Consider the following 18,176-nt stretch of genomic DNA (forward strand, 5'->3'; position numbering starts at 1 on the left):
TCTGAATGCCGTGGCTTGGGCGACGGCGCGAATGTGTTGGTTTTTCCAAGGAATCGCTGATGAAAAGCTCTGTGAAGAAGGCTCTGGCCTTTGGTCTGGTTGCCATGCTCGGCGCCGGTGTCGTGCAAGCCCAGCCGTTGCGTCTGGCACTGAACTCGGATGTTCGCGGGCTGGACCCCGGCGTCAACCGCGATGACCGCACCGATCAGGTTGTGCTGCATATGGTCGAGGGGCTGGTGGCGTACGGCGAGAAAGGCGAAGTCAAACCCTTGCTTGCCGAGAAAGTCGACATTTCTGCCGATGGCCTGAGCTACACCTTCACGTTGCGCAAAGGCGTGATCTTTCACAACGGCGACACGCTGACCTCCGCCGACGTGCTGTGGAGCTGGAAACGCGACATGGAGCCCAAGACGCAATGGCGTTGTCTGTCCGAGTTCGATGGCAGTGGCTTGACCAAGGTGATCGACATCCAGGCGCCTGACGAGCACACCGTAGTGATGCGTCTGGAAAAGCCCAGCGGCATGTTCCTCGCCACCCTGGCGCGCACCGACTGCGGCGGCACTGGCATCTTGAACAAGGCATCGCTCAACGCCCAGGGCGAGTTTGTCAAACCGGTGGGGACCGGCCCGTATCAGTTGGGCGAGTGGAAGCGCGGGCAATACGTCAGCCTGACCAGATTCGCCAAATATCAGTCGCTGCCCGGCCCGCGTGACGGTTATACCGGCGGCAAGCAGGCGCTGGCTGATGAGGTGCGTTTCGTCATCATCCCCGATCAGGCAACCGTCAAGGCCGCGCTGTTTTCCGGCGACCTGGACATGGCCGAAGTCACTGAAACCGATCTGCCGGAAATCAAGAGCCACTCCAATCTGAAAGTCTCGACATCGCCCAGCGCCACCATGAACGTGCTGATGTTCCAGACCCGAGATCCGCTGCTCAAGGACAAGCGCATTCGTCAGGCGATTGCGGCGGCCATCGACGTCAATCAACTGGTGGCGACCACCAGTAATGGCTTTGGTGTTGCCAACAATTCCATCGTCAGCGTGGCGTCCAACTATTACGGTGCCGCCGAAAAAGCCGGTTTCAGCTACGACCCGCAAAAGGCCGCTGCGCTGTTGCAACAGGCTGGCTATCACGGGCAACCGCTGACCATCGTCGCCAACCGCCGCTCGATGGTGCCCAGTTACGACCTGGCGATCATTACCCAGGCCATGCTGCAAGCCGTCGGCATGAACGTTCAGGTTGAAGTGCTGGAGTGGGGCACGCAACTGGAGCGCTACCAGACCGGTCGCTACCAGGCCATGTCGTTCACCTACTCAGCGCGTTTCGACCCGGCCTTGAGCTTTGAACAGGTCACCGGCAACAAGGACAAGGAACCGCGTAAAGGCTGGGAAGACCCGGTCGCCATCGACCTGCTGGCGCAATCGCTGAAAGAAGGCGACGTGAGCAAGCGCCAGGTGCTGTTCGACCAGTTGCATGAACGCTTCATCGATCAGGTGCCGATGATCGTCATGTACAACGGGCTGGACATCATGGCGCTGAACCAGAAGGTCGAGGGTTACAACTCGTGGATAGGCCAGAAGCCGCGCCTCTGGGGCGTCAGCGTCAAGCCTTGAGGGTCATTGCTCCAGCGGGATCTGGCGGATATGCGCGGCAATCAGTTGTTTGAGTCGTTCACGGTCGTTGTTGCGCAGGGCATCGACCATCTGGAAATGCTCCCGGCTCGATTGCTCGGCCCGCACATGGGTACGCCAGGTTCCGCCGGGAGATGACGGTGGACGACTGCGCATGTCTTCAATGAATTCGATCAACTGCCGGTTGCTGCACAGCTCATAGAGGGTGCGATGGAAATCCAGGTTTGCGTTGTAGCGTTCCAGCAGCGTGCCTTCCTGCACCAGCGTATTGAAACGTTGGGCGAGGACGTCGAGCTGCTCCAGGTCGGCGTCGCTGACGATCATCTGGTTGACCGCCGCGCATTCCAGCGCAACGCGTATCTCCCGGGCGTCGGAGACCTGCGCGAGGTCCGGGGTATGCACGTAGTAACCCCGATTGGGGAGATGTTCGACCATGCGCTTGACCACCAACTGGTCTAGCGCCCGGCGCACGTCGAGGCGGGAGCTGCCGTAGCGCTCCTCCAGATCAATCTGTTTGAGCCAGCTGCCCGCCGGGAGGATTCCCGCGTTGATGTCTTTGGAGATCAGCACCACCAGTTGGCTGCGATCAGTAACGGTTTTTTTCAATGGAAACGTCCACACATAGCTTGATACCGGGCGAAAAAATTTGATGCAGCGAGGGCCCCGACTCAGTCACCGACCCTTCGCCAATAATGGCTGCCAATAATGGCACAAAACGCCGAGGTTTAATGATGTTAGCCAACCCTGAAGACAGCCCGGAAGCACGCAGTCGCAAGCTTTACTACCGTGGCGCCACGACAATTTTTTCCTGCCGCATGGATCCACGGTTCGCGTACTGCCTGTATGTGCCGCAAAGTTTCGATCAATGTCCCGAAGAGCACCGCTTGCTGGTCGCCGTGCATGGCACCGGGCGCACCATGGTCGAGTACCGCGATGCCTTTGCCGAATTCGGGCGTTTCAACAAATACGTGATCCTCGCGCCGCTGTTTCCGGTAGGGCCGCTGGGCGACGGTAATCCTCATGGCTTCAAGTATCTGGTCGAAGGGGATATTCGTTATGACCAGGTTTTGCTGGCGATGGTCGATGAAATTGCGCAGGTTCTGAATACCCGGTTCGAACGTTTTTCGCTGTTTGGTTATTCCGGCGGCGGGCACTTCGCCAATCGGTTTTATTACCTGCACCCGGAACGGCTGCGCTCGGTGTCCATCGGCGCGCCCGGTTCGGTGACTCTGATCGACGACAACCGCGACTGGTGGGTTGGCACAGGTGGCATCGAGAAAATCTTCGGCAAGAATCTGAACCTGCCTGCGCTGCGTGAAGTGGACGTGCAATTGTTGGTGGGCGCAGCCGATCTGGAAACCTGGGAGATTCACTACGCTCCGGGTTCAGTGCAATTCAAGGAAGGCATCAACGACGCCGGCAGCACCCGAGTCGAGCGCAACGCCACGCTCGCCCGCAACCTGCAAGCCCACGATATTCGTGTGCAACAGGACATCGTGCCCAACGTCGCTCACGCCGGCATTTCGGTGGTGCCCTACGTGCAGGACTTTTTGTTGGGCTTGGGATGAAAGGTGATATTCCAGATTGGCCACGGCCCGTTGGAGCGAGGCTTGCCGGCGAAGAACGATAACGCGGAGGGTCTGATTCACCGAGGCGCATGATTCGCGGGCAAGCCTCGCTCCCACAGTTGAAATGTGGCCACCCTGTAGGAGCGGATTTATCCGCGAGGTGTAGGTGCCGGCGACGTAGATTTGCGCAATTTACGCCGGCCTCTTCGCGAACAAGTTCGTGCCTACAGAGGGTTCGCGGCTCACTGCCAATCCTTGGCCGCTTCGGTGAGCATCTCGGTGATCAGCGCGCCAAAGCGTTGTGAAAGCAGGCTTTGCGGGCGATCCGCTGGCAACAGCAAGTAAGTCGAGAAGCGAATCTGCGGCCGGAAAGGGCGTATCTCGATGCCCATGTGGCGGTATTCCAACGCCACCATCGGGCTGACGATACTTACGCCCAGCCCCAGCCCGACCAGCGAGCAAATGGTCGCGGCGAAAGGTGTTTCCAGGCTCAGCTTGCGGCGATCCAGTGGCATGGCAAACGCGCGGTCGATCCGCGCCCGGGTGCCGTCGTTATGCAGCAGCGAGACAAACTCTTCTTCGCGCAAATCCTCGGGGCCGATGGTTTCCAAGGCCTCCAGCCGATGCCCTTTGGGAAAGATGCAGATCCCTGGCACGTCGCAGATCAGCGTCGGTTTCACCCCCGGTGTTTCCTCGCCAATATAGGACGCCAGGCCCAGATCGCAGTATTGCGAGGCGGTCCAGTGCGTGGCGGTGGGCGAGTCGCTGGTGTGAATCGAAATCGCCACATCGGGATTCTGCTGGCGAAAACGCTGGATGACTCGGGGCAATACCGTCAGCGATAACGACGGCACTGAAGCAATGCGCAGTTTGCCGGTACCTGCCCGGCGAATGTTCTGCGCCGAGTCCTCGATGCTTTGCAAACCGATAAAGGCCCGCTCCACATCGGCGAACAGCGCTGCACCTTCATCCGTTGGCAACAGCCGCCCACTCACGCGCTCGAACAGCTTGAAGCCGCTGCTGCGTTCCAGTTGCGCGATCAAACGGCTGACATTGGGTTGCGAGGTGTGCAGGGATTCGGCCGCTGCCGTCATCGAACCACTGAGCATTACCGCGCGAAACGTTTCGACTTGTTTGAAGTTCATGGTCGGCCATATCAATTGCGTATGGATGGCTACTGTATTGGCATTTGTTGGCATGAGCCAGAGGCTTTATAACTGTTCTGCACATCGAGGCCGTCCATAGAGATCGGCCCAGTCTGCACAGGTCCCACCTTCTCAGTTCTGCCCTTGAATCCGTTACATGAGTCCGCCGGTGGGTGGACCTCATGTTTAATTCACCAGGAGGCATTATGTCGTTTTCGCTCAAGTTCCTTGGCAATGCAGTGGCACTCTCTTGTCTGGCCCTTGCCGGGCTGTCGCAGGTCCATGCCGCCGAACTTCCCGCAGTTCCCGATGAAATCAAACAAGCCGGTCAGCTGCGTGCTGGTGTGCGTTGCGACCAACCGCCGTATGGTTTTCAGGATAACAACGGTGAATTCGCCGGCATCGAAGTCGAGATGTCGCGCACCGTTGCGCTCTGGGCGCTGGGTTCCAAGGACAAGGTCACGTTTACCTGCGTCACCGCAGAAAACCGCGTGCCACAGTTGCTGGGGCGCAAAGTGGACTTCCTGATCGCAACCCTGGGCGTCACCCCTGAGCGTCAACGGGTGATCGACTTCACCACGCCGTATCGCTGGGGCGCCAGCGACGTCATCGTCGCCAAGGACAGCCCGATCAAGAAGATCGCCGATCTGGATGGCAAGACTCTGGCGACCTTGAAGGGCTCGGTGCAGGCCAAGTGGTTTGAAGACCACATGCCCAACGTCAAGACCCTGCGCATGAACAGCGCCGCCGATGCCTTGCAGACTTTCCGCCAGGGCCGTGCCGACGCTTACACCCACGACGCAGCAACACTGGTGGTGGTAACGGCCAACGATGCCAACGCCCGACTGATCGGCGAACCCTTCCAGATCTCCGATGCCGCCATCGGCGTGCGCAAAAACGACGAGCAATGGCGCGACTACCTGAGTGCGGCGATTGCGCGCATGCACGAAGAAAAGCTGTTCCGTGGCTGGGTCGTGCAATACGTGCCGGAGAGCATCCGCAGCTATTACCTGAGCGTGTTCGAGCAAGCCAAACCTGCTGAAAAAATCTGATCGGACGACGCTATGGACTTCGATTTCAACTACCTGGTCGCGCAATGGCCAGCGCTGCTCGACGGCGTCTTGATGACCCTGCGTGTGTCGCTGATCGCCATAGCCTGTTCGCTGCTGATCGGCGTTTTTGGTGGCGCGATGCGCGTCCTGAAGGTGCCGGTGCTGTCCCATCTGGTGGTGGCGTACGTGGAGTTGATCCGCAATACGCCGATCCTGGTGCAGCTGTTCTTCATCTTCTACGGGCTTCCCGCCGTGGGCATGGAGTTGTCGCTGTTCTGGTCTGGCGTGCTGTGCCTGTCGTTGTGGGCCGGGGCGTATCAGGTGGAAAACATTCGCGGCGGGCTGGCCACGGTAGAGCACGGTTTGCATGAAGCAAGCCAGGCGCTGTGCCTGAAACCGAGCCAGTACTTTTATCTGGTGGCCTTGCCGATTGCCTTTCGGACCTGTTTGCCAGCGGTGCTCAATACCGCGATTTCGCTGATCAAGAACTCGTCTTACCTGCAGGCCATCGGCCTGGCGGAGCTGACGTTCGTCGCGGTGGATCGCATCGCCACGGATTTTCGGGCGATCGAGATGTTCAGCGCGATCTGCGTGATCTATCTGGGGCTGGTTGCGATTCTGGCGTTATTGACCAGCCGCCTCTCGGCGCATTTGCAACGTCCTTTCCGGCAGTGAGTTGCTCATGAATTTTGTGATCGAAAACTGGGGGTTCATCTCCAAAGGCTTGTGGATGACCTTGCGTCTGGCGCTGGTCATCCTGCTGTTCACCTCTGTCATTTCAGCGGTGTTCGGCGTGCTGGCGACGCTGCGCAGCCCGCTGTTGCGCTGGACGATCCATGCCTACGTCGAGCTGTTTCGTTCGATTCCGCTGATCGTCAACGTGTTCTTCATCTTCTTCGGCGCGCCGATGCTGGGCCTCGATCTCAGCCCGTTCGCGGCAGTGACCACCGGCCTGACGTTGTGGGGCAGCGCCAATGGCATCGAAATCGTGCGGGGCGGTCTGGAATCGGTGGCCCGTCACCAGTGGAAAAGCGCCTGGGCGCTGGGGCTGCGGCCTTGGCACATCTATTTGTACATCATCGCGCCGCAATCGATGCGGGCAATTCTGCCGGCCTTCACCGGCCTGCTGACCATGCTCGTGCAAGCTACCTCGCTGGGTGCGCTGGTCGGTGTCGGCGAGTTTCTCAAGGTCGGCCAAATCATTATCGAGCGCTCCACGGTCATGACCGGCGTCAGCCCGGCGTTCACGGTCTACGGCGTGGTGCTGCTGGTTTATTTCGTTATCTGTTCGGCGCTGACCTGGCTCAGTCGTTATCTCGAACGTCGCCTGGGTCGCCCGGTGACGCGTCCAACTCATTCAGAGGTTTGATCATGCAGGAATCCAAAGTCAGTCGTCGCTTGAAAGAAACCACCGCGCCAGAGGTCAACGAATACATCTATCAGCCGCGCTTGGAAGGCTTCGCCCAAGGTTTTGTCAGCCTGGGCAACGTCAACAAGGCGCACATTGTGATGCTCGCCGAACAGGGCCTGATTCGCCATGAACATGCCGCCGTGCTGGCCAAAGGCGTGCTCGACATGGAAGCCGCCGGTCCTGACGCGGTAACCCTGGACCCGTCTCGGGAAGACGCGTATTTCAACTACGAAGCCCATTTGATCGAGCAGATCGGCACCGATATCGGCGGCCGCCTGCACACCGGACGCAGCCGCAACGACATTCTTGCGACCCTTGACCGCCTGCGTTGCCGGGAAGTGCTGCTCAACCTTGTGGACTTACTGCATCAGGTCAGGCAGACCGCACTCACCAACGCCCGGCTGTATGCCGAAGTCGTCATGCCGGGTTACACCCATTTGCAACCGGCGCAACCCATCACTTATGGCTATTACCTGTCTGCGGTGGAGCAGGCCTTGCAGCGCGACACCCAGCGCTTGACGCAAACCCTGGACGCCATGAACCAGAGCCCGCTGGGCGCCGCAGCATTCGCCGGCACGCCGTTTGCCATTGATCGCGCGCGCACCGCCGAACTGCTGGGTTTCGACGGCTACCTGGACAACGCGCTGGACGCGGTGGGTTCCCGGGATTTCATTCTCGAGAGCTTGTCGCACCTGAGTTTGCTGTCGGTGTTCTGGAGTCGGGTGGCGCAGGATTATTTTGTCTGGAGCACCCATGAATTCAGCCTCATCGATTTCCCGGACAGCGTTGCGGCCACCTCCAGCATCATGCCGCAGAAGAAGAACCCGACGGTCCTCGAATACCTCAAAGGCCGCACCGGGCATATCGTCGGCCTGTTGATGGGCGCCAGCATCACCGTCAAGGGCAGCAACTTCTCCCACACCGGCGATGCCAATCGTGAGGGCACCCGAGGTTTCTGGGAAGCCGCCGAGGAAGTGCAGCGTTGTCTGAAACTGCTGGATCTGGTGTTGCGCACGGCCACGCCGAATACGCAATTGGCCGCGCGACGCGCCAGCGAGGATTTTTCCACGGCAACCGGTCTGGCCGATCTCATCGTGCGCGAAGCCGACCTGTCGTTCCGCGAGGCACACCACGTGGTGGGCGCGGCGGTGCGCATGGCCATGGATGCCGGGCTGTCGGCGCATCAGATCGATACCACCATGGTGGATATGTGCGCGGTTGAGCAATTGGGCCATCCGCTGAAGTTGTCCGCCGACAAGGTTCGCGAATGCCTTGATCCAGCCGCCAATGTGCAATCCCGTGCTTCGGCGGGCGGGCCGTCGCTGGTTTCGCTGTTGCCGAGCCTGGACAAGGCCGACGCGCGGATTGCCCGCGAACGTCAGGCCAATCAGGCTCGCCGCGACCGCTTCGCCGCCGCTGATGATCGTCTGCAAGCCGCAACGCGCCTTCAGGCCGGCCTATGAGCGCAATGCTGACAGTGCGCGATTTGCGCAAACGCTTCGGCGAACACGAAGTGGTCAAGGGCGTCGACCTCGATGTGGAGGAGGGCGAAGTGGTGGTGGTCATCGGGCCGAGTGGCTCGGGCAAATCGACCTTCATTCGCTGCCTCAACAGCCTGGAAGAGCCTTCGGGCGGCACCGTGGTGATTGATGGCGGCGCAGCCACCAAAGCAGGCGACCGCAAGGCACTGGCGAAACTGCGCGAAGAAGTCGGCATGGTCTTTCAGGACTACACGCTGTTCCCGCACATGACCGTGCTCGCCAACATGACCCTGGCGCCGGTCAAGCTCAAGCGGATGTCCAAAGCCGAGGCCCGGGAAAGTGCGTTGCAGTTGCTCGATCGCGTCGGCTTGCGCCACAAGGCCAATGGTTATCCGTCGGAACTGTCCGGCGGTCAGCAGCAACGCGTGGCAATTGTGCGCGCCCTGGCGATGCGCCCGCGCCTGTTGCTGTTCGATGAGCCCACTTCCGCGCTGGACCCGGAGACCGTCGGCGATGTGCTCAACGTCATGAAAGGGCTGGCGAAGGAAGGTATGACCATGATCGTCGTCACCCATGAAATGGGTTTCGCGCGGGAAGTGGCGGATCGAGTGGTGTTCTTCGACAGCGGGCGCATCATCGAGCAAGGTCCGCCGGAGCAGATATTTTCTGCGCCACGGGAAGAACGCACCCGGCAGTTCTTGAGTTCGGTGTTGCGCTGACACTCAGACCTTGCGATAGATTCTGCTCAAGTGGCGCGCCAGTTGAATGAAATTTTCCAGTGGTGCGGGCAGGTTGAAGGTGCGACAGACCAGCGTCAACGGCGCAAGCAGGCGCGGACGGGCGTGGAGAATCCGGCAGTACACGACGCTTTCGCGATGCACGTCCTTCATGGAGGCCGGGACAATTGACACGCCAGCGCCAGCCGCCACCAGGCTGACGTTGGTCAGCATGCGTTCCACCTCGAACGCAATATGCGGATTAAAACCGGCGTTCTGACAGGCCTTGATCAGATTCGCATACATGCCCGGTGCGCCGGGGCGACGTACCAGGATGAATTTTTCATCCCTGAGTGCGTTGATAGAGATTTCCGGAATCTGCGTCGACGCGTCTACCTGATCCAGCAACGGATGGCGCAGCGGCAAGGTCAGCAGCATTTCTTCGTTATGCAGGCGATGAAACTGGATGCTGTGGTGCTGACCTACTGGGGCTCGGAGAATGCCCACATCGAGACGGCCTTCGATGGCTTCTTCAGTCAGCTCCCGGGCACTGCCTTCCTTCAACGCCACTTCGACGCCGGGATAACGTTCGCGGTAGGCACGAATGATTTGCGGGATCAGCGGATGCGTGGCGGCGGAACTGGTGAAACCGATGATCAGCGTGCCCTCGATGCCGTTGGCGGCTCTCGCTGCCTTGAGCGCACCTTGCTCGACACGGGTCAGAATTTCCTGGGCTTCCGCAAGAAATACCAGCCCGCCCGCCGTCAGATCGACGCCCTTGGGATGGCGTTTGAACAGCTCGAAACCCAACTCCTGTTCCAGCGCGCGGATCTGCTGGCTCAGCGGCGGTTGCTGCATATTCAGGCGCGCCGCCGCACGGGTGAAATGTCGTTCTTCGGCCACCATGACGAAATAACGCAGATGCCGAAGTTCCATGTTGGTATATCCTGTTCCAAGTCTTATTATTCCGGGCCGGCCAAAACATTACGGCGAAGTTCATTACACGCGTGGCTACTATGGCTGAAGCCGCGACGTTGCGACAATAACAATAATATTTTTTGTGGCGGAGCCTCGATGCCTGTCAAGCTTCTGAAGAACGCAACCCTGCAAATCCTGCTCGCCATTAGTTGTGGCGTCCTGTTGGGATTGCTGCGTCCGGATCTGGCCGTCTACATGAAACCGCTGAGCGATGGTTTCGTGAAGTTGATCGGCTTGCTGATGCCCTTCATTATGTTCCTGTTGGTATGTTCCGGGGTGGCGAGTCTGCACCAGCAAGGCAAACATGTGCGACTGGTGCGCAAGGTAGTTGTTTATTTCCAGGTGATGTCGATTGTTGCGCTGTTATTGGGGATGAGCACAGCCCTGTGGTTCAGTCTGGATACGACGACGGCGCAGATCTTTCCTGAGCGTATTGTCCAAGCCGCGGCTGCACTTGCCGGTCCAGCCGTACCGACGCTCAAGCTGTTCGGCGAATTCTCCGTGGGAGAGGTCTGGTCCAGCATTTACCAGGCTTTGTCCCAGAATCTGGTCCTTCAGGTCATGCTGTTGGCGGTAATGTCGGGGCTGCTGTTGCCTCGGGTCGGGCAGGTGGGGGAAGTCTTGCAGGCCCGTCTGGAAGTCGCGATCAGTCTGTTATTTCGAGTATTGCGCCTGATCTTGAAATTTGCCCCCGCCGCTGCATTTGGCGCCATGGCATTTACCGTGGGTAAATTTGGGGTTGTGTCAATTCTTCCGCTGTTTAAATTTGTGCTGGTCATGTATCTGGTGTGCGCGCTGTTTGTCATTTTTATTCTGGCAAGTATTGCCCGTGCGGTCGGGATAAGTTTGTGGCGCCTGACCGCTTATATCAAGGAAGAGCTATTGCTGGTGACGTTCACTGGCGCATCGGTGGCTGCAATTCCAGGGCTGATAAGCAAGCTGGAAAAGTTGGGGTGTGATCGTCAAGTTGTGCGGCTGGTGTTGACCACCGGGTATACCTTTAACTTGAGCGGGTCAAATATTTATGTCACCACCTCGGTGATGTTTCTTGCCCATCTGGCGGGAGTGGAGCTGAGCAGTGTGCAATTGATCGGTGTGCTGCTGATCTGCATGCTGACGTCATTGGGTTCGACCAGCGTCGCGGGCTCGGCGTTTTTTACCCTGATCGCCACCTTGAACATGCTGCATGTCATTCCTCTGGAAAGCGTGGGTCTGTTGCTGGGTGTCGAGCGCCTGATGAAATGTCGATCCCTGACCAACGTGCTGGGCAATTGCGTCGCGTGTCTGGTCATCTGTTGCTGGCAGCGGTCCATCGACCGGGCGGCGTTGCGGCAAGGGTTGGCGAGTTGTTGAATCCGGTTTCTGTAGGAGCCAGCTCGTTGGCGAGGCATTCAACCTGCGAAAACGAAATGGCGCCTCGCGAACAAGTTCGCTCCTGAATATCTAACAACCGGTAGGAGGGGACTTGTCCCCGAAAGCGATGGTCCTGACAACGAAAATCCGGAAGGTTAACGCTGCCTGAGCTACCGCCTTTCGGGGACAAGTCCCCTCCTACATAAGTATTTTATGGCCCTTGCACCGCGCTTGCGCGATGAAGGTCAAGACGGTATCAACGAAACCGTATTTACTCAGCCCTTCGAATCCAGCAACTTCTCGAACGCGCGGTCCAGATCGCCGTCAGCCTGGGTGATTTTCTGGCGGCGTTCCTGCAACCAGCCTTGGTCTGCGGACAGCGTTTTGCGCGCTTCGGTGAGCATGCGTTGCACTTCCTGTGGCTGCGGGCCGCCAGTGCCTTTGCGGGTCTTGACCATGTTTTCCGGCGACAGCGCAGCGCGGAACGCGGCTTCGTCCAGCGGCAGCGTGTTGGGCGTCCAGCTGTATTTGTCAGCGGCCTTGGTGTAGAGCTTCTGCGCATCGGCAAACGGGAAGGTCTTGGGGGTCGTCCCGTTTTCGCGAGCCTCGGTGACGATCAGCGACGCAAAGCTGTGACCGATGCGGAAGGGCACCTTGTGCTGGCGTTCCAGGGTGTCGGCCAGTTCCATGGAAGTCGTCCATTCCGATTCAAGCTCTTCCAGCGCCCGTTGCGGGTTGACCTGCAAGGCGTCCAGCACGCTGTTCATGCCGTCGAACATGTCCTTGGTCGAGGTGAACAACCCCAGGGAATCGAAGGCGAACTTGTAGTCGGTCATACCGGTGGTGACGTTATGCGCGCGCAAGGTCACGGTTTGCGCCAGGCCGACCACATCCGAAGCCGATTCACGGGCGCGCATCAACAGGCCAGGGTTGCGCTTCTGCGGCATGGCGCTGCTGGTGTAAGTCGAACCTTCGTCGAGCAGCAGCCAAGGGCGGATCTGGTGATATTGCGTGTGGATGTCACCGATCATGGCGCCGACACGAATCGCCGAGGACGACGCGATATTCGCCGCTTCCAGCGGAATGTCGTAGGTCGATACCTGGCTGGAGTCCAGGGAGTTTTCCCGTACGCCATCAAAGCCGAGCAGCTGCGCCAGACGTTCGCGGTTCAGCGGATAAGCAGAGTTCGCCAGCACCGCCGTGCCCATTGGGCTCTGATTCAGACGTGTGTACAGCTCGCGGATGCGTTGGCCGTCCCGGTCGAAAGCGGCTTCAAACGCCAGCAGATAGTGGGCGTAGCTGATCGGCATGGCCTGCACACCGTTGGTGTACGCCGGGACCAGGGTGTTGACGTTTTTGGCGGCCAGTTCAAGCACACGTTGTCGCGTAGAGTTCAGCGCGTCGGCGTAGGCCAGCACCTGAAAACGCAACTTCGCCAGGCGGTAAGTAGCGAGCATGTCCTGGCGGCTGCGGCCGGAGTGAATCAGCGACGCTTCAGGGCCGATCTTGTCGGTCATGATCTGTTCGAGCTGCAACACATCGCTGGGCTGCTTGCCACCGGGTTTGTCCGCCTGATCAATAGCGAAGCGCACGCCACCGGCGATCTTGCGGCCCATTTCCGGCTTGACGATGCCTTCTTCGGTGAGCATCACGATTGAAGCCTTGTTGATCCGGTTCAGCCAGGAAAACTGGCTTTCGGATTTATCGCCCCTGGCCTGTGATTTGTCGACCGTGGCGCCGATTTTTGCGGCCTGGGCGGCGCATTGTTCGGTGCTGCTGCAAGGGACATCAGCCGTGTTTGCGGCATAGGCGCCGTAACTGGTGCTCAGGACATAAGCCACGGCCAGTTGAATCAGGGTTTTCTTGGTGTTCATTGAAGTCTCCGTTCCCGGCACAGGCCGGGATTTCAGGCGTGTTAGAGGTGGGTCGGGCTCACAACAGCGGTAGCGTGTAGCTGACGATGAAGCGGTTCTGGTCGATGTCGCTGCCAGTGCCGTTGCTGCGGTAGCTGCCGTTACGCCATGTCACTTCAAGGTTTTTCAAAGGCGCGCTCTGGAACGCGTAGCTGATATCGGTGTTGCGCTCCCACTCGGTGCCTTCCAGGGTTTTGGTGCGGGCGAAGTTGTCGCCTTTGAGGTAGCGAGTCATGAAGGTCAGGCCGGGAATGCCGACGCTGGCGAAGTCAAAGTCATAACGCGCCTGCCAGGATTTCTCTTCGGGGTTGGCGAAGTCCGGCGAGATCATCACGTAGTTGACGAGGTACGAATCGGTGCCGTCCAGGTGTGGGAATCCGGTTTCACCTTTCATGCTCTGCCAAGCGGCGCCGAACGAATGCCCGCTGATGCGATAGGTGAAGCGCGCGCCGAGTGCCTGGTTATCAATGTTGGTATTGCCGTCCTTGCTGGAGTCGGCGTAGCGCAGGTCAGTCTTGAACGACTGGGATTCGCCGATGGGCAAGGTGTGGACGATATTGAAGATGTGTTGCTTGTAGTTCTTCTCCAGTCCGCCGTAGTGGTAACTGGTGGTGAGGGTTTTGTCCCACGCATAGCTGGCGCTGGCGAAGTTGAATTGATCGCTGGGCACGGCACCTTTGACGCCTTTGGCCGCCACTTCGATATCGTCATGGCCACTGACGTTGCGCAAGGTGTTGCTGGTCAGCTGTCCGGCATTGAGTGTCATGCGGTCGATGTCGGTGGACGTTACCTGGGCGCCGCGAAAGGTTTGCGGCAGCAGACGACCATCATTGGGCAGCACGGTGGGCAGTTTGGGGATCAAGGTGCCGACGCGCAGCACGGTCTTGGATATCCGCGCCTTGCCGGTCACGCCGCTGCGGCCGTAATTATCCGGCGCTTTTTCGTCGCCTACCGGCAGCAGGCCTGAGTTCTGGCGATCCGGTCCGGAGTCCAGCTTGAGGCCGAACAAGCCCATGGCGTCGACACCAAAACCGACTGGGCCTTCGGTGAAACCCGATTCGTATTTGAGAAGAAAGCCTTGTGCCCACTCGTCGCGCTTGGACTGGGCGGCGCCGTCCTGACGATAGTCACTGTTGAAATAGAAATTGCGCAGTTCGAGTTCGGCTTTGCTGTCTGCTAGAAAATCCGCCTCGGCCATGGACGGCGCAGCCATCGACAAACCAAGTACAGCAGTGGTGAAACCTAGAGCAGAAGGGGATTTGTGCATTGTTATTCCCGGGCGTGTTGCCTTTATTTTTAGAATTATTGCCGCGCGTCTGCTCATCACAGCGCGCGGTTTCCAAAGGCTAATGCTTGCAATCGGGAATTAAAAATATATAGAAAGTTGTGATTCGATACGTTTTAGATATGGTCTGGGTGCCGCGGCTCAATATCCCTCGCTACGGTCAATGGTGCCCGGCATGAATTCGCCGCGTTGATGGCGGCGGATATTGCCCAGCAAGACTTCGAAAGCCGTCTGCGGTGACGTCATCGCGCCAATGTGTGGAGTCAGCCATATGCGGGGGTGTTGCCAGTAAGGATGGTCATCTGCCGGTGGTTCGTCGTTAAGCACATCGAGAATCGCCCGATCAATCTGGCCTGACGCCAGCGCGTCGAGCAGATCTGCCTCCACCAGATGGCCGCCGCGCCCCAGATTGATCAGTTTTGCGCCATGGGGCAGGGCCGCCAGCAGCTCAGCTTTGATGATGCCCCGAGTGTCATCGGTCAGCGGCAACAGGCAGATCAGCACATCGCATTGATTGAGAAACGGCTTGAGTTGGTCCTGTCCGGCGAAGCACTGCACGCCGTCGATCACTTTGGCCGAGCGTGCCCAGCCGCTCAGGGCAAAGCCGAACGCTTGCAGGCTTTGCAGCACCGCCACGCCCAGATTGCCCAGGCCCATCACGCCAACGCGTCGTTGACTGGCAGACACCAGCGGGCGGTTTTGCCATTGATGCTGGCGTTGCTGCTCGAGGTACAACGGGATCTCCCGGTGCAGGCTCAATACCGCAAAGCAGGCGTATTCGATGATGCCCTGGGCTATGCCGGGGTCGAGCATGCGCACCACGTCGATGTGTGGCGGCAGTTCGCTCAGGTCGAACTGATCGACGCCCGCCGAGGTGGCGAACACCACTTGCAGATTGGGGTAAGTGCTGTGCAGCGCCTTGGGCGCGATCCACGAGGCGAAATAGCGCACGTCAGCCGGATCACAACCGTCGGATTCCAGACGCACGTCGATGTCTGGCGCATGTTGCTGGAACAGGGATTTCCAGACTTGGCCACGTGCATCATCGATCTTGAACAGCAGGGTCATGGTGGTTCTCACAGCTCTGAAGTGAGCCATGAAGATGCCTGATTCGAACGCAACAATCCCCCGTTTCTCGTTTGGCAAACGGGAGATTGCGCTTTATTTCAGCGCTCGCAGGCTGCTGCGATGGCCTTGCCCAGGGATTCGGTGTTGCCGGTGCCGCCAATATCGGCAGTCAGCGGCGCGCGTTCCGGACCCATGGCCAGCACGGCTTCGATGGCGGTCAACACTTCGGCGCCAGCTTTCGGGTGGCCCAGATGTTCGAGCATCATGGCGCCGCACCAGATCTGCCCGATAGGGTTGGCGATGCCTTTGCCGGCGATGTCCGGCGCGGAACCGTGTACCGGTTCAAACAGGCTCGGGAAGTGCCGCTCCGGGTTGATATTCGCCGACGGCGCGATACCAATCGTGCCAGTGCAGGCCGGGCCGAGGTCGGAGAGGATGTCGCCGAACAGGTTGCTGGCCACCACCACATCGAACCAGTCCGGGTGCAGGACGAAGTTCGCGGTGAGGATATCAATGTGGTACTTGTCCACCTTGACCTCAGGGTATTTCTTGCCCATTTCCACGACGCGCTCATCCCAGTACGGCATGGTGATGGCGATGCCGTTGGACTTGGTGGCCGAGGTCAGGTGCTTTTTCGGCCGGCTCTGGGCCAGCTCGTAGGCGAACTTCAGGATGCGGTCGACGCCGATCCGGGTCATCACGGTTTCCTGAAGGACGATTTCCCGTTCCGTGCCGGGGAACATCTTGCCACCAACGCTGGAATACTCGCCTTCAGTGTTCTCGCGCACCACCCAGAAATCGATGTCGCCGGGCTCGCGATTGGCCAGCGGCGCCTTGACGCCGGGCATCAGGCGGCACGGGCGCAGGTTGACGTATTGATCGAACTCGCGGCGGAACTGCAACAGCGAATCCCACAGGGAAATATGGTCCGGCACTACATCCGGCCAGCCCACCGCGCCGAAGTAAATCGCGTCGTAGCCTTTGAGAATCTCGAACCAATCGTCGGGCATCATCTTGCCGTGGGCCAGGTAATAATCGGCGCTGGCGAAATCGAACCAGTCCCATTGCAGCTGCAGATTGTGGTTTTTCGCGACCACATCCAGCACGCGGGCGCCTTCGGGCATCACTTCCTTGCCAATACCGTCGCCGGGGATCACTGCAATTTTGTAGTGGGGCTTGCTCATGTGTTCGACTCCAGGGGATTGATCAGTGGATGCGACTCAGTGTATGCAGTGTTTCTGAATTAATAATTGGCCTTGAACGAAAGCCATTCTTAAATTTAAGGAAACAATCCGGTGAGCATGATCGACGACCTGGCGTTCTTTCAGCAGGTGGCAACGCGAGGCAGCCTGACGGAGGTGGCGCGTCATCTGGGCCTGTCGCTGCCGGCGGTGAGCAAACGCTTGAGCCAGCTTGAAAGTCGCCTGGGCGTGCAATTGCTGCAACGCACCACCCGCCGCTTGTCGCTGACGCCCGAAGGCACGCTCTATCTGGACGGTGGCCGACCGATCCTGCGCCAGCTTGAAGAACTGGAAAGCGCGCTGAGCAGTCGCCAACCGACGCTGCATGGGCGCCTGCGCATCAATGGCACGCTGGGTTTCGGCCGTCGGCATCTGGCGCCCGTGGTGTCGAGCTTTGCCCGACTGCATCCGGAGCTGGAGATTTCCCTGGAGTTGACCAACCAGCCGGTCAGTCTGCTGGACGATCAGTTCGATATCGGTGTGGGCATGGGCGAGCCGCCTGACTCGCGGTTGATCGGTATTCGTCTGCTGGAAAATCCGCGCATTCTCTGTGCCGCGCCGCGCTATCTGGAAAGCATGTCCGCGCCGCAACAGGTGGCGGATCTGGTTCGGCACAACTGCATCGTGCTGCGTCAGTTCGGCAGCGACTATGCCATCTGGCGTTTCCATAAGGACGGCGTCGACTATGCACACAAGGTCAGCGGAACCTTGTCGAGCAACGACGGTGAGGTCACGGTCGGTCTGGCGCTGGAGGGTCACGGCCTGATCCTGCGCTCACGCTGGGACGTTCAGGAACATCTGGAAAGCGGTCGCTTGCAAGCGGTGCTGGAAGATCATCAGGCACCCAATGGCGACATCTACGCGGTTTACCAGCAACGTCGCCATTTGCCGCAGCGGATTTCGGTGTTTACCCATTACCTGGCCCAGGCGTTGGCCAAGCGTCTGCCGTTCGCCGCGCCGATACGGTAGAACCTGCTTTCTGGCGAGTTAAATATGAGCGTTTGTACTTGATGGGTGGGTGCATGATTGAGTCACTGCAAGCGCCGCGCATTCCTGTCCCGTTGGAGCGAGGCTTGCCCGCGAATCAGGCGCCTCGGTGGACCAGGCCCATCGCGTTATAGCTATTCGCGGGCAAGCCTCGCTCCAACAAGGGTAAGGCATTCCCGAGATTTGTTTTATAACCTGAAGTTATGCTATGTCTGACTATTCGTTCATTGTCGACTCGGGATCAGCTCTTGTAACGTCCTGCCGTCCCGCTCGGTAAAACAAAAAAATCAGACCTGAGCACGCAAGCCATTGCCAGGATTCAGTCGAGGTTTTTTGAAGCTGCCGAA

Annotated in this window: 16 protein-coding genes; 9 read left to right on the forward strand and 7 right to left on the reverse strand. The window is 59.1% G+C overall.

What is annotated here, in order from left to right:
* Window positions 1-59 precede the first annotated feature (59 nt).
* Window positions 60-1,613: an ABC transporter substrate-binding protein gene (locus AFK24_RS16325; RefSeq protein ID WP_065834184.1), complete on the forward strand. Its 1,554-nt coding sequence runs from the start codon at window positions 60-62 to the stop codon at window positions 1,611-1,613.
* A gap of 3 nt (window positions 1,614-1,616) precedes the next feature.
* Here AFK24_RS16325 and AFK24_RS16330 read toward each other — a convergent pair whose 3' ends face one another.
* Window positions 1,617-2,237 carry a GntR family transcriptional regulator gene (locus AFK24_RS16330; protein WP_065834185.1) on the reverse strand — a complete coding sequence of 207 codons (621 nt, stop codon included), beginning with the start codon at window positions 2,235-2,237 and terminating at the stop codon, window positions 1,617-1,619.
* Window positions 2,238-2,359: 122 nt separating this feature from the next.
* Here AFK24_RS16330 and AFK24_RS16335 point away from each other — a divergent pair, with 122 nt between their 5' ends.
* A complete protein-coding gene (locus AFK24_RS16335) occupies window positions 2,360-3,199 on the forward strand; it encodes an alpha/beta fold hydrolase (RefSeq protein WP_240500398.1) in 840 nt (279 codons plus the stop codon).
* Between the two features lie 242 nt (window positions 3,200-3,441).
* Here AFK24_RS16335 and AFK24_RS16340 read toward each other — a convergent pair whose 3' ends face one another.
* Window positions 3,442-4,344, reverse strand: a complete 903-nt coding sequence (locus AFK24_RS16340; protein WP_065834186.1) for a LysR substrate-binding domain-containing protein — start codon at window positions 4,342-4,344, stop codon at window positions 3,442-3,444.
* Between the two features lie 206 nt (window positions 4,345-4,550).
* On the opposite strand from AFK24_RS16340, the gene AFK24_RS16345 reads away from it, so the two are divergent.
* From AFK24_RS16345 to AFK24_RS16365, 5 genes are read left to right on the forward strand one after another with little or no spacing between them, the layout of a single operon-like run.
* A complete protein-coding gene (locus tag AFK24_RS16345) occupies window positions 4,551-5,396 on the forward strand; it encodes a transporter substrate-binding domain-containing protein (protein ID WP_065834187.1) in 846 nt (281 codons plus the stop codon).
* Window positions 5,397-5,408: 12 nt separating this feature from the next.
* Entirely contained in the window at window positions 5,409-6,071 is a 663-nt protein-coding gene (locus tag AFK24_RS16350) for an amino acid ABC transporter permease (RefSeq protein ID WP_065834188.1), read from the forward strand.
* Window positions 6,072-6,078: 7 nt separating this feature from the next.
* Window positions 6,079-6,765 (forward strand): amino acid ABC transporter permease, encoded by a 687-nt coding sequence (locus AFK24_RS16355; RefSeq protein ID WP_065834189.1) that lies wholly within the window; start codon window positions 6,079-6,081, stop codon window positions 6,763-6,765.
* A gap of 2 nt (window positions 6,766-6,767) precedes the next feature.
* Complete coding sequence (argH, locus tag AFK24_RS16360; RefSeq protein ID WP_065834190.1) at window positions 6,768-8,270, forward strand: argininosuccinate lyase; 1,503 nt, start codon at window positions 6,768-6,770, stop codon at window positions 8,268-8,270.
* A complete protein-coding gene (locus AFK24_RS16365) occupies window positions 8,267-9,007 on the forward strand; it encodes an amino acid ABC transporter ATP-binding protein (RefSeq protein ID WP_080482184.1) in 741 nt (246 codons plus the stop codon). Before argH ends, AFK24_RS16365 begins: the two co-directional genes overlap by 4 nt.
* Before the next feature lie 3 nt (window positions 9,008-9,010).
* Here AFK24_RS16365 and AFK24_RS16370 read toward each other — a convergent pair whose 3' ends face one another.
* Window positions 9,011-9,940 carry a LysR substrate-binding domain-containing protein gene (locus AFK24_RS16370; protein ID WP_065834192.1) on the reverse strand — a complete coding sequence of 310 codons (930 nt, stop codon included), beginning with the start codon at window positions 9,938-9,940 and terminating at the stop codon, window positions 9,011-9,013.
* A 138-nt stretch (window positions 9,941-10,078) separates the two neighbouring features.
* On the opposite strand from AFK24_RS16370, the gene AFK24_RS16375 reads away from it, so the two are divergent.
* Window positions 10,079-11,335 (forward strand): cation:dicarboxylate symporter family transporter, encoded by a 1,257-nt coding sequence (locus AFK24_RS16375; RefSeq protein WP_065834193.1) that lies wholly within the window; start codon window positions 10,079-10,081, stop codon window positions 11,333-11,335.
* A 275-nt stretch (window positions 11,336-11,610) separates the two neighbouring features.
* Here the strand turns inward: AFK24_RS16375 and AFK24_RS16380 are convergent, their stop codons facing one another.
* From AFK24_RS16380 to AFK24_RS16395, 4 genes are all read right to left on the reverse strand, one after another.
* On the reverse strand, window positions 11,611-13,209 hold the full coding sequence (locus tag AFK24_RS16380) for an argininosuccinate lyase (RefSeq protein ID WP_065834194.1): 1,599 nt from the start codon (window positions 13,207-13,209) through the stop codon (window positions 11,611-11,613).
* Window positions 13,210-13,267: 58 nt separating this feature from the next.
* Window positions 13,268-14,515, reverse strand: a complete 1,248-nt coding sequence (locus tag AFK24_RS16385; RefSeq protein WP_065834195.1) for an OprD family porin — start codon at window positions 14,513-14,515, stop codon at window positions 13,268-13,270.
* Between the two features lie 159 nt (window positions 14,516-14,674).
* Window positions 14,675-15,601, reverse strand: a complete 927-nt coding sequence (locus tag AFK24_RS16390; protein WP_065834196.1) for a 2-hydroxyacid dehydrogenase — start codon at window positions 15,599-15,601, stop codon at window positions 14,675-14,677.
* Between the two features lie 98 nt (window positions 15,602-15,699).
* The gene (locus AFK24_RS16395; RefSeq protein WP_065834197.1) at window positions 15,700-16,785 is read right to left on the reverse strand and encodes a tartrate dehydrogenase; all 1,086 of its coding nucleotides are present in this window, start codon (window positions 16,783-16,785) and stop codon (window positions 15,700-15,702) included.
* A 111-nt stretch (window positions 16,786-16,896) separates the two neighbouring features.
* Between AFK24_RS16395 and AFK24_RS16400 the strand changes: the two genes are divergently transcribed.
* Window positions 16,897-17,811 (forward strand): LysR family transcriptional regulator, encoded by a 915-nt coding sequence (locus tag AFK24_RS16400; RefSeq protein ID WP_065834198.1) that lies wholly within the window; start codon window positions 16,897-16,899, stop codon window positions 17,809-17,811.
* Window positions 17,812-18,176: the final 365 nt, after the last annotated feature.

The organism is Pseudomonas syringae, assembly GCF_001698815.1.
In the GTDB taxonomy this organism is placed as follows: Bacteria; Pseudomonadota; Gammaproteobacteria; order Pseudomonadales; family Pseudomonadaceae; genus Aquipseudomonas; species Aquipseudomonas syringae_A.

Coding starts and splice junctions, on each gene's coding strand:
- AFK24_RS16390 (WP_065834196.1), bottom strand. CDS start 15,601: ATGACCCTGCTGTTCAAGATCGATGATGCACGTGGCCAAGTCTGGAAA.
- AFK24_RS16325 (WP_065834184.1), top strand. CDS start 60: ATGAAAAGCTCTGTGAAGAAGGCTCTGGCCTTTGGTCTGGTTGCCATG.
- AFK24_RS16375 (WP_065834193.1), top strand. CDS start 10,079: ATGCCTGTCAAGCTTCTGAAGAACGCAACCCTGCAAATCCTGCTCGCC.
- AFK24_RS16370 (WP_065834192.1), bottom strand. CDS start 9,940: ATGGAACTTCGGCATCTGCGTTATTTCGTCATGGTGGCCGAAGAACGA.
- AFK24_RS16355 (WP_065834189.1), top strand. CDS start 6,079: ATGAATTTTGTGATCGAAAACTGGGGGTTCATCTCCAAAGGCTTGTGG.
- AFK24_RS16340 (WP_065834186.1), bottom strand. CDS start 4,344: ATGAACTTCAAACAAGTCGAAACGTTTCGCGCGGTAATGCTCAGTGGT.
- argH (WP_065834190.1), top strand. CDS start 6,768: ATGCAGGAATCCAAAGTCAGTCGTCGCTTGAAAGAAACCACCGCGCCA.
- AFK24_RS16335 (WP_240500398.1), top strand. CDS start 2,360: ATGATGTTAGCCAACCCTGAAGACAGCCCGGAAGCACGCAGTCGCAAG.
- AFK24_RS16350 (WP_065834188.1), top strand. CDS start 5,409: ATGGACTTCGATTTCAACTACCTGGTCGCGCAATGGCCAGCGCTGCTC.
- AFK24_RS16345 (WP_065834187.1), top strand. CDS start 4,551: ATGTCGTTTTCGCTCAAGTTCCTTGGCAATGCAGTGGCACTCTCTTGT.
- AFK24_RS16365 (WP_080482184.1), top strand. CDS start 8,267: ATGAGCGCAATGCTGACAGTGCGCGATTTGCGCAAACGCTTCGGCGAA.
- AFK24_RS16385 (WP_065834195.1), bottom strand. CDS start 14,515: ATGCACAAATCCCCTTCTGCTCTAGGTTTCACCACTGCTGTACTTGGT.
- AFK24_RS16395 (WP_065834197.1), bottom strand. CDS start 16,785: ATGAGCAAGCCCCACTACAAAATTGCAGTGATCCCCGGCGACGGTATT.
- AFK24_RS16380 (WP_065834194.1), bottom strand. CDS start 13,209: ATGAACACCAAGAAAACCCTGATTCAACTGGCCGTGGCTTATGTCCTG.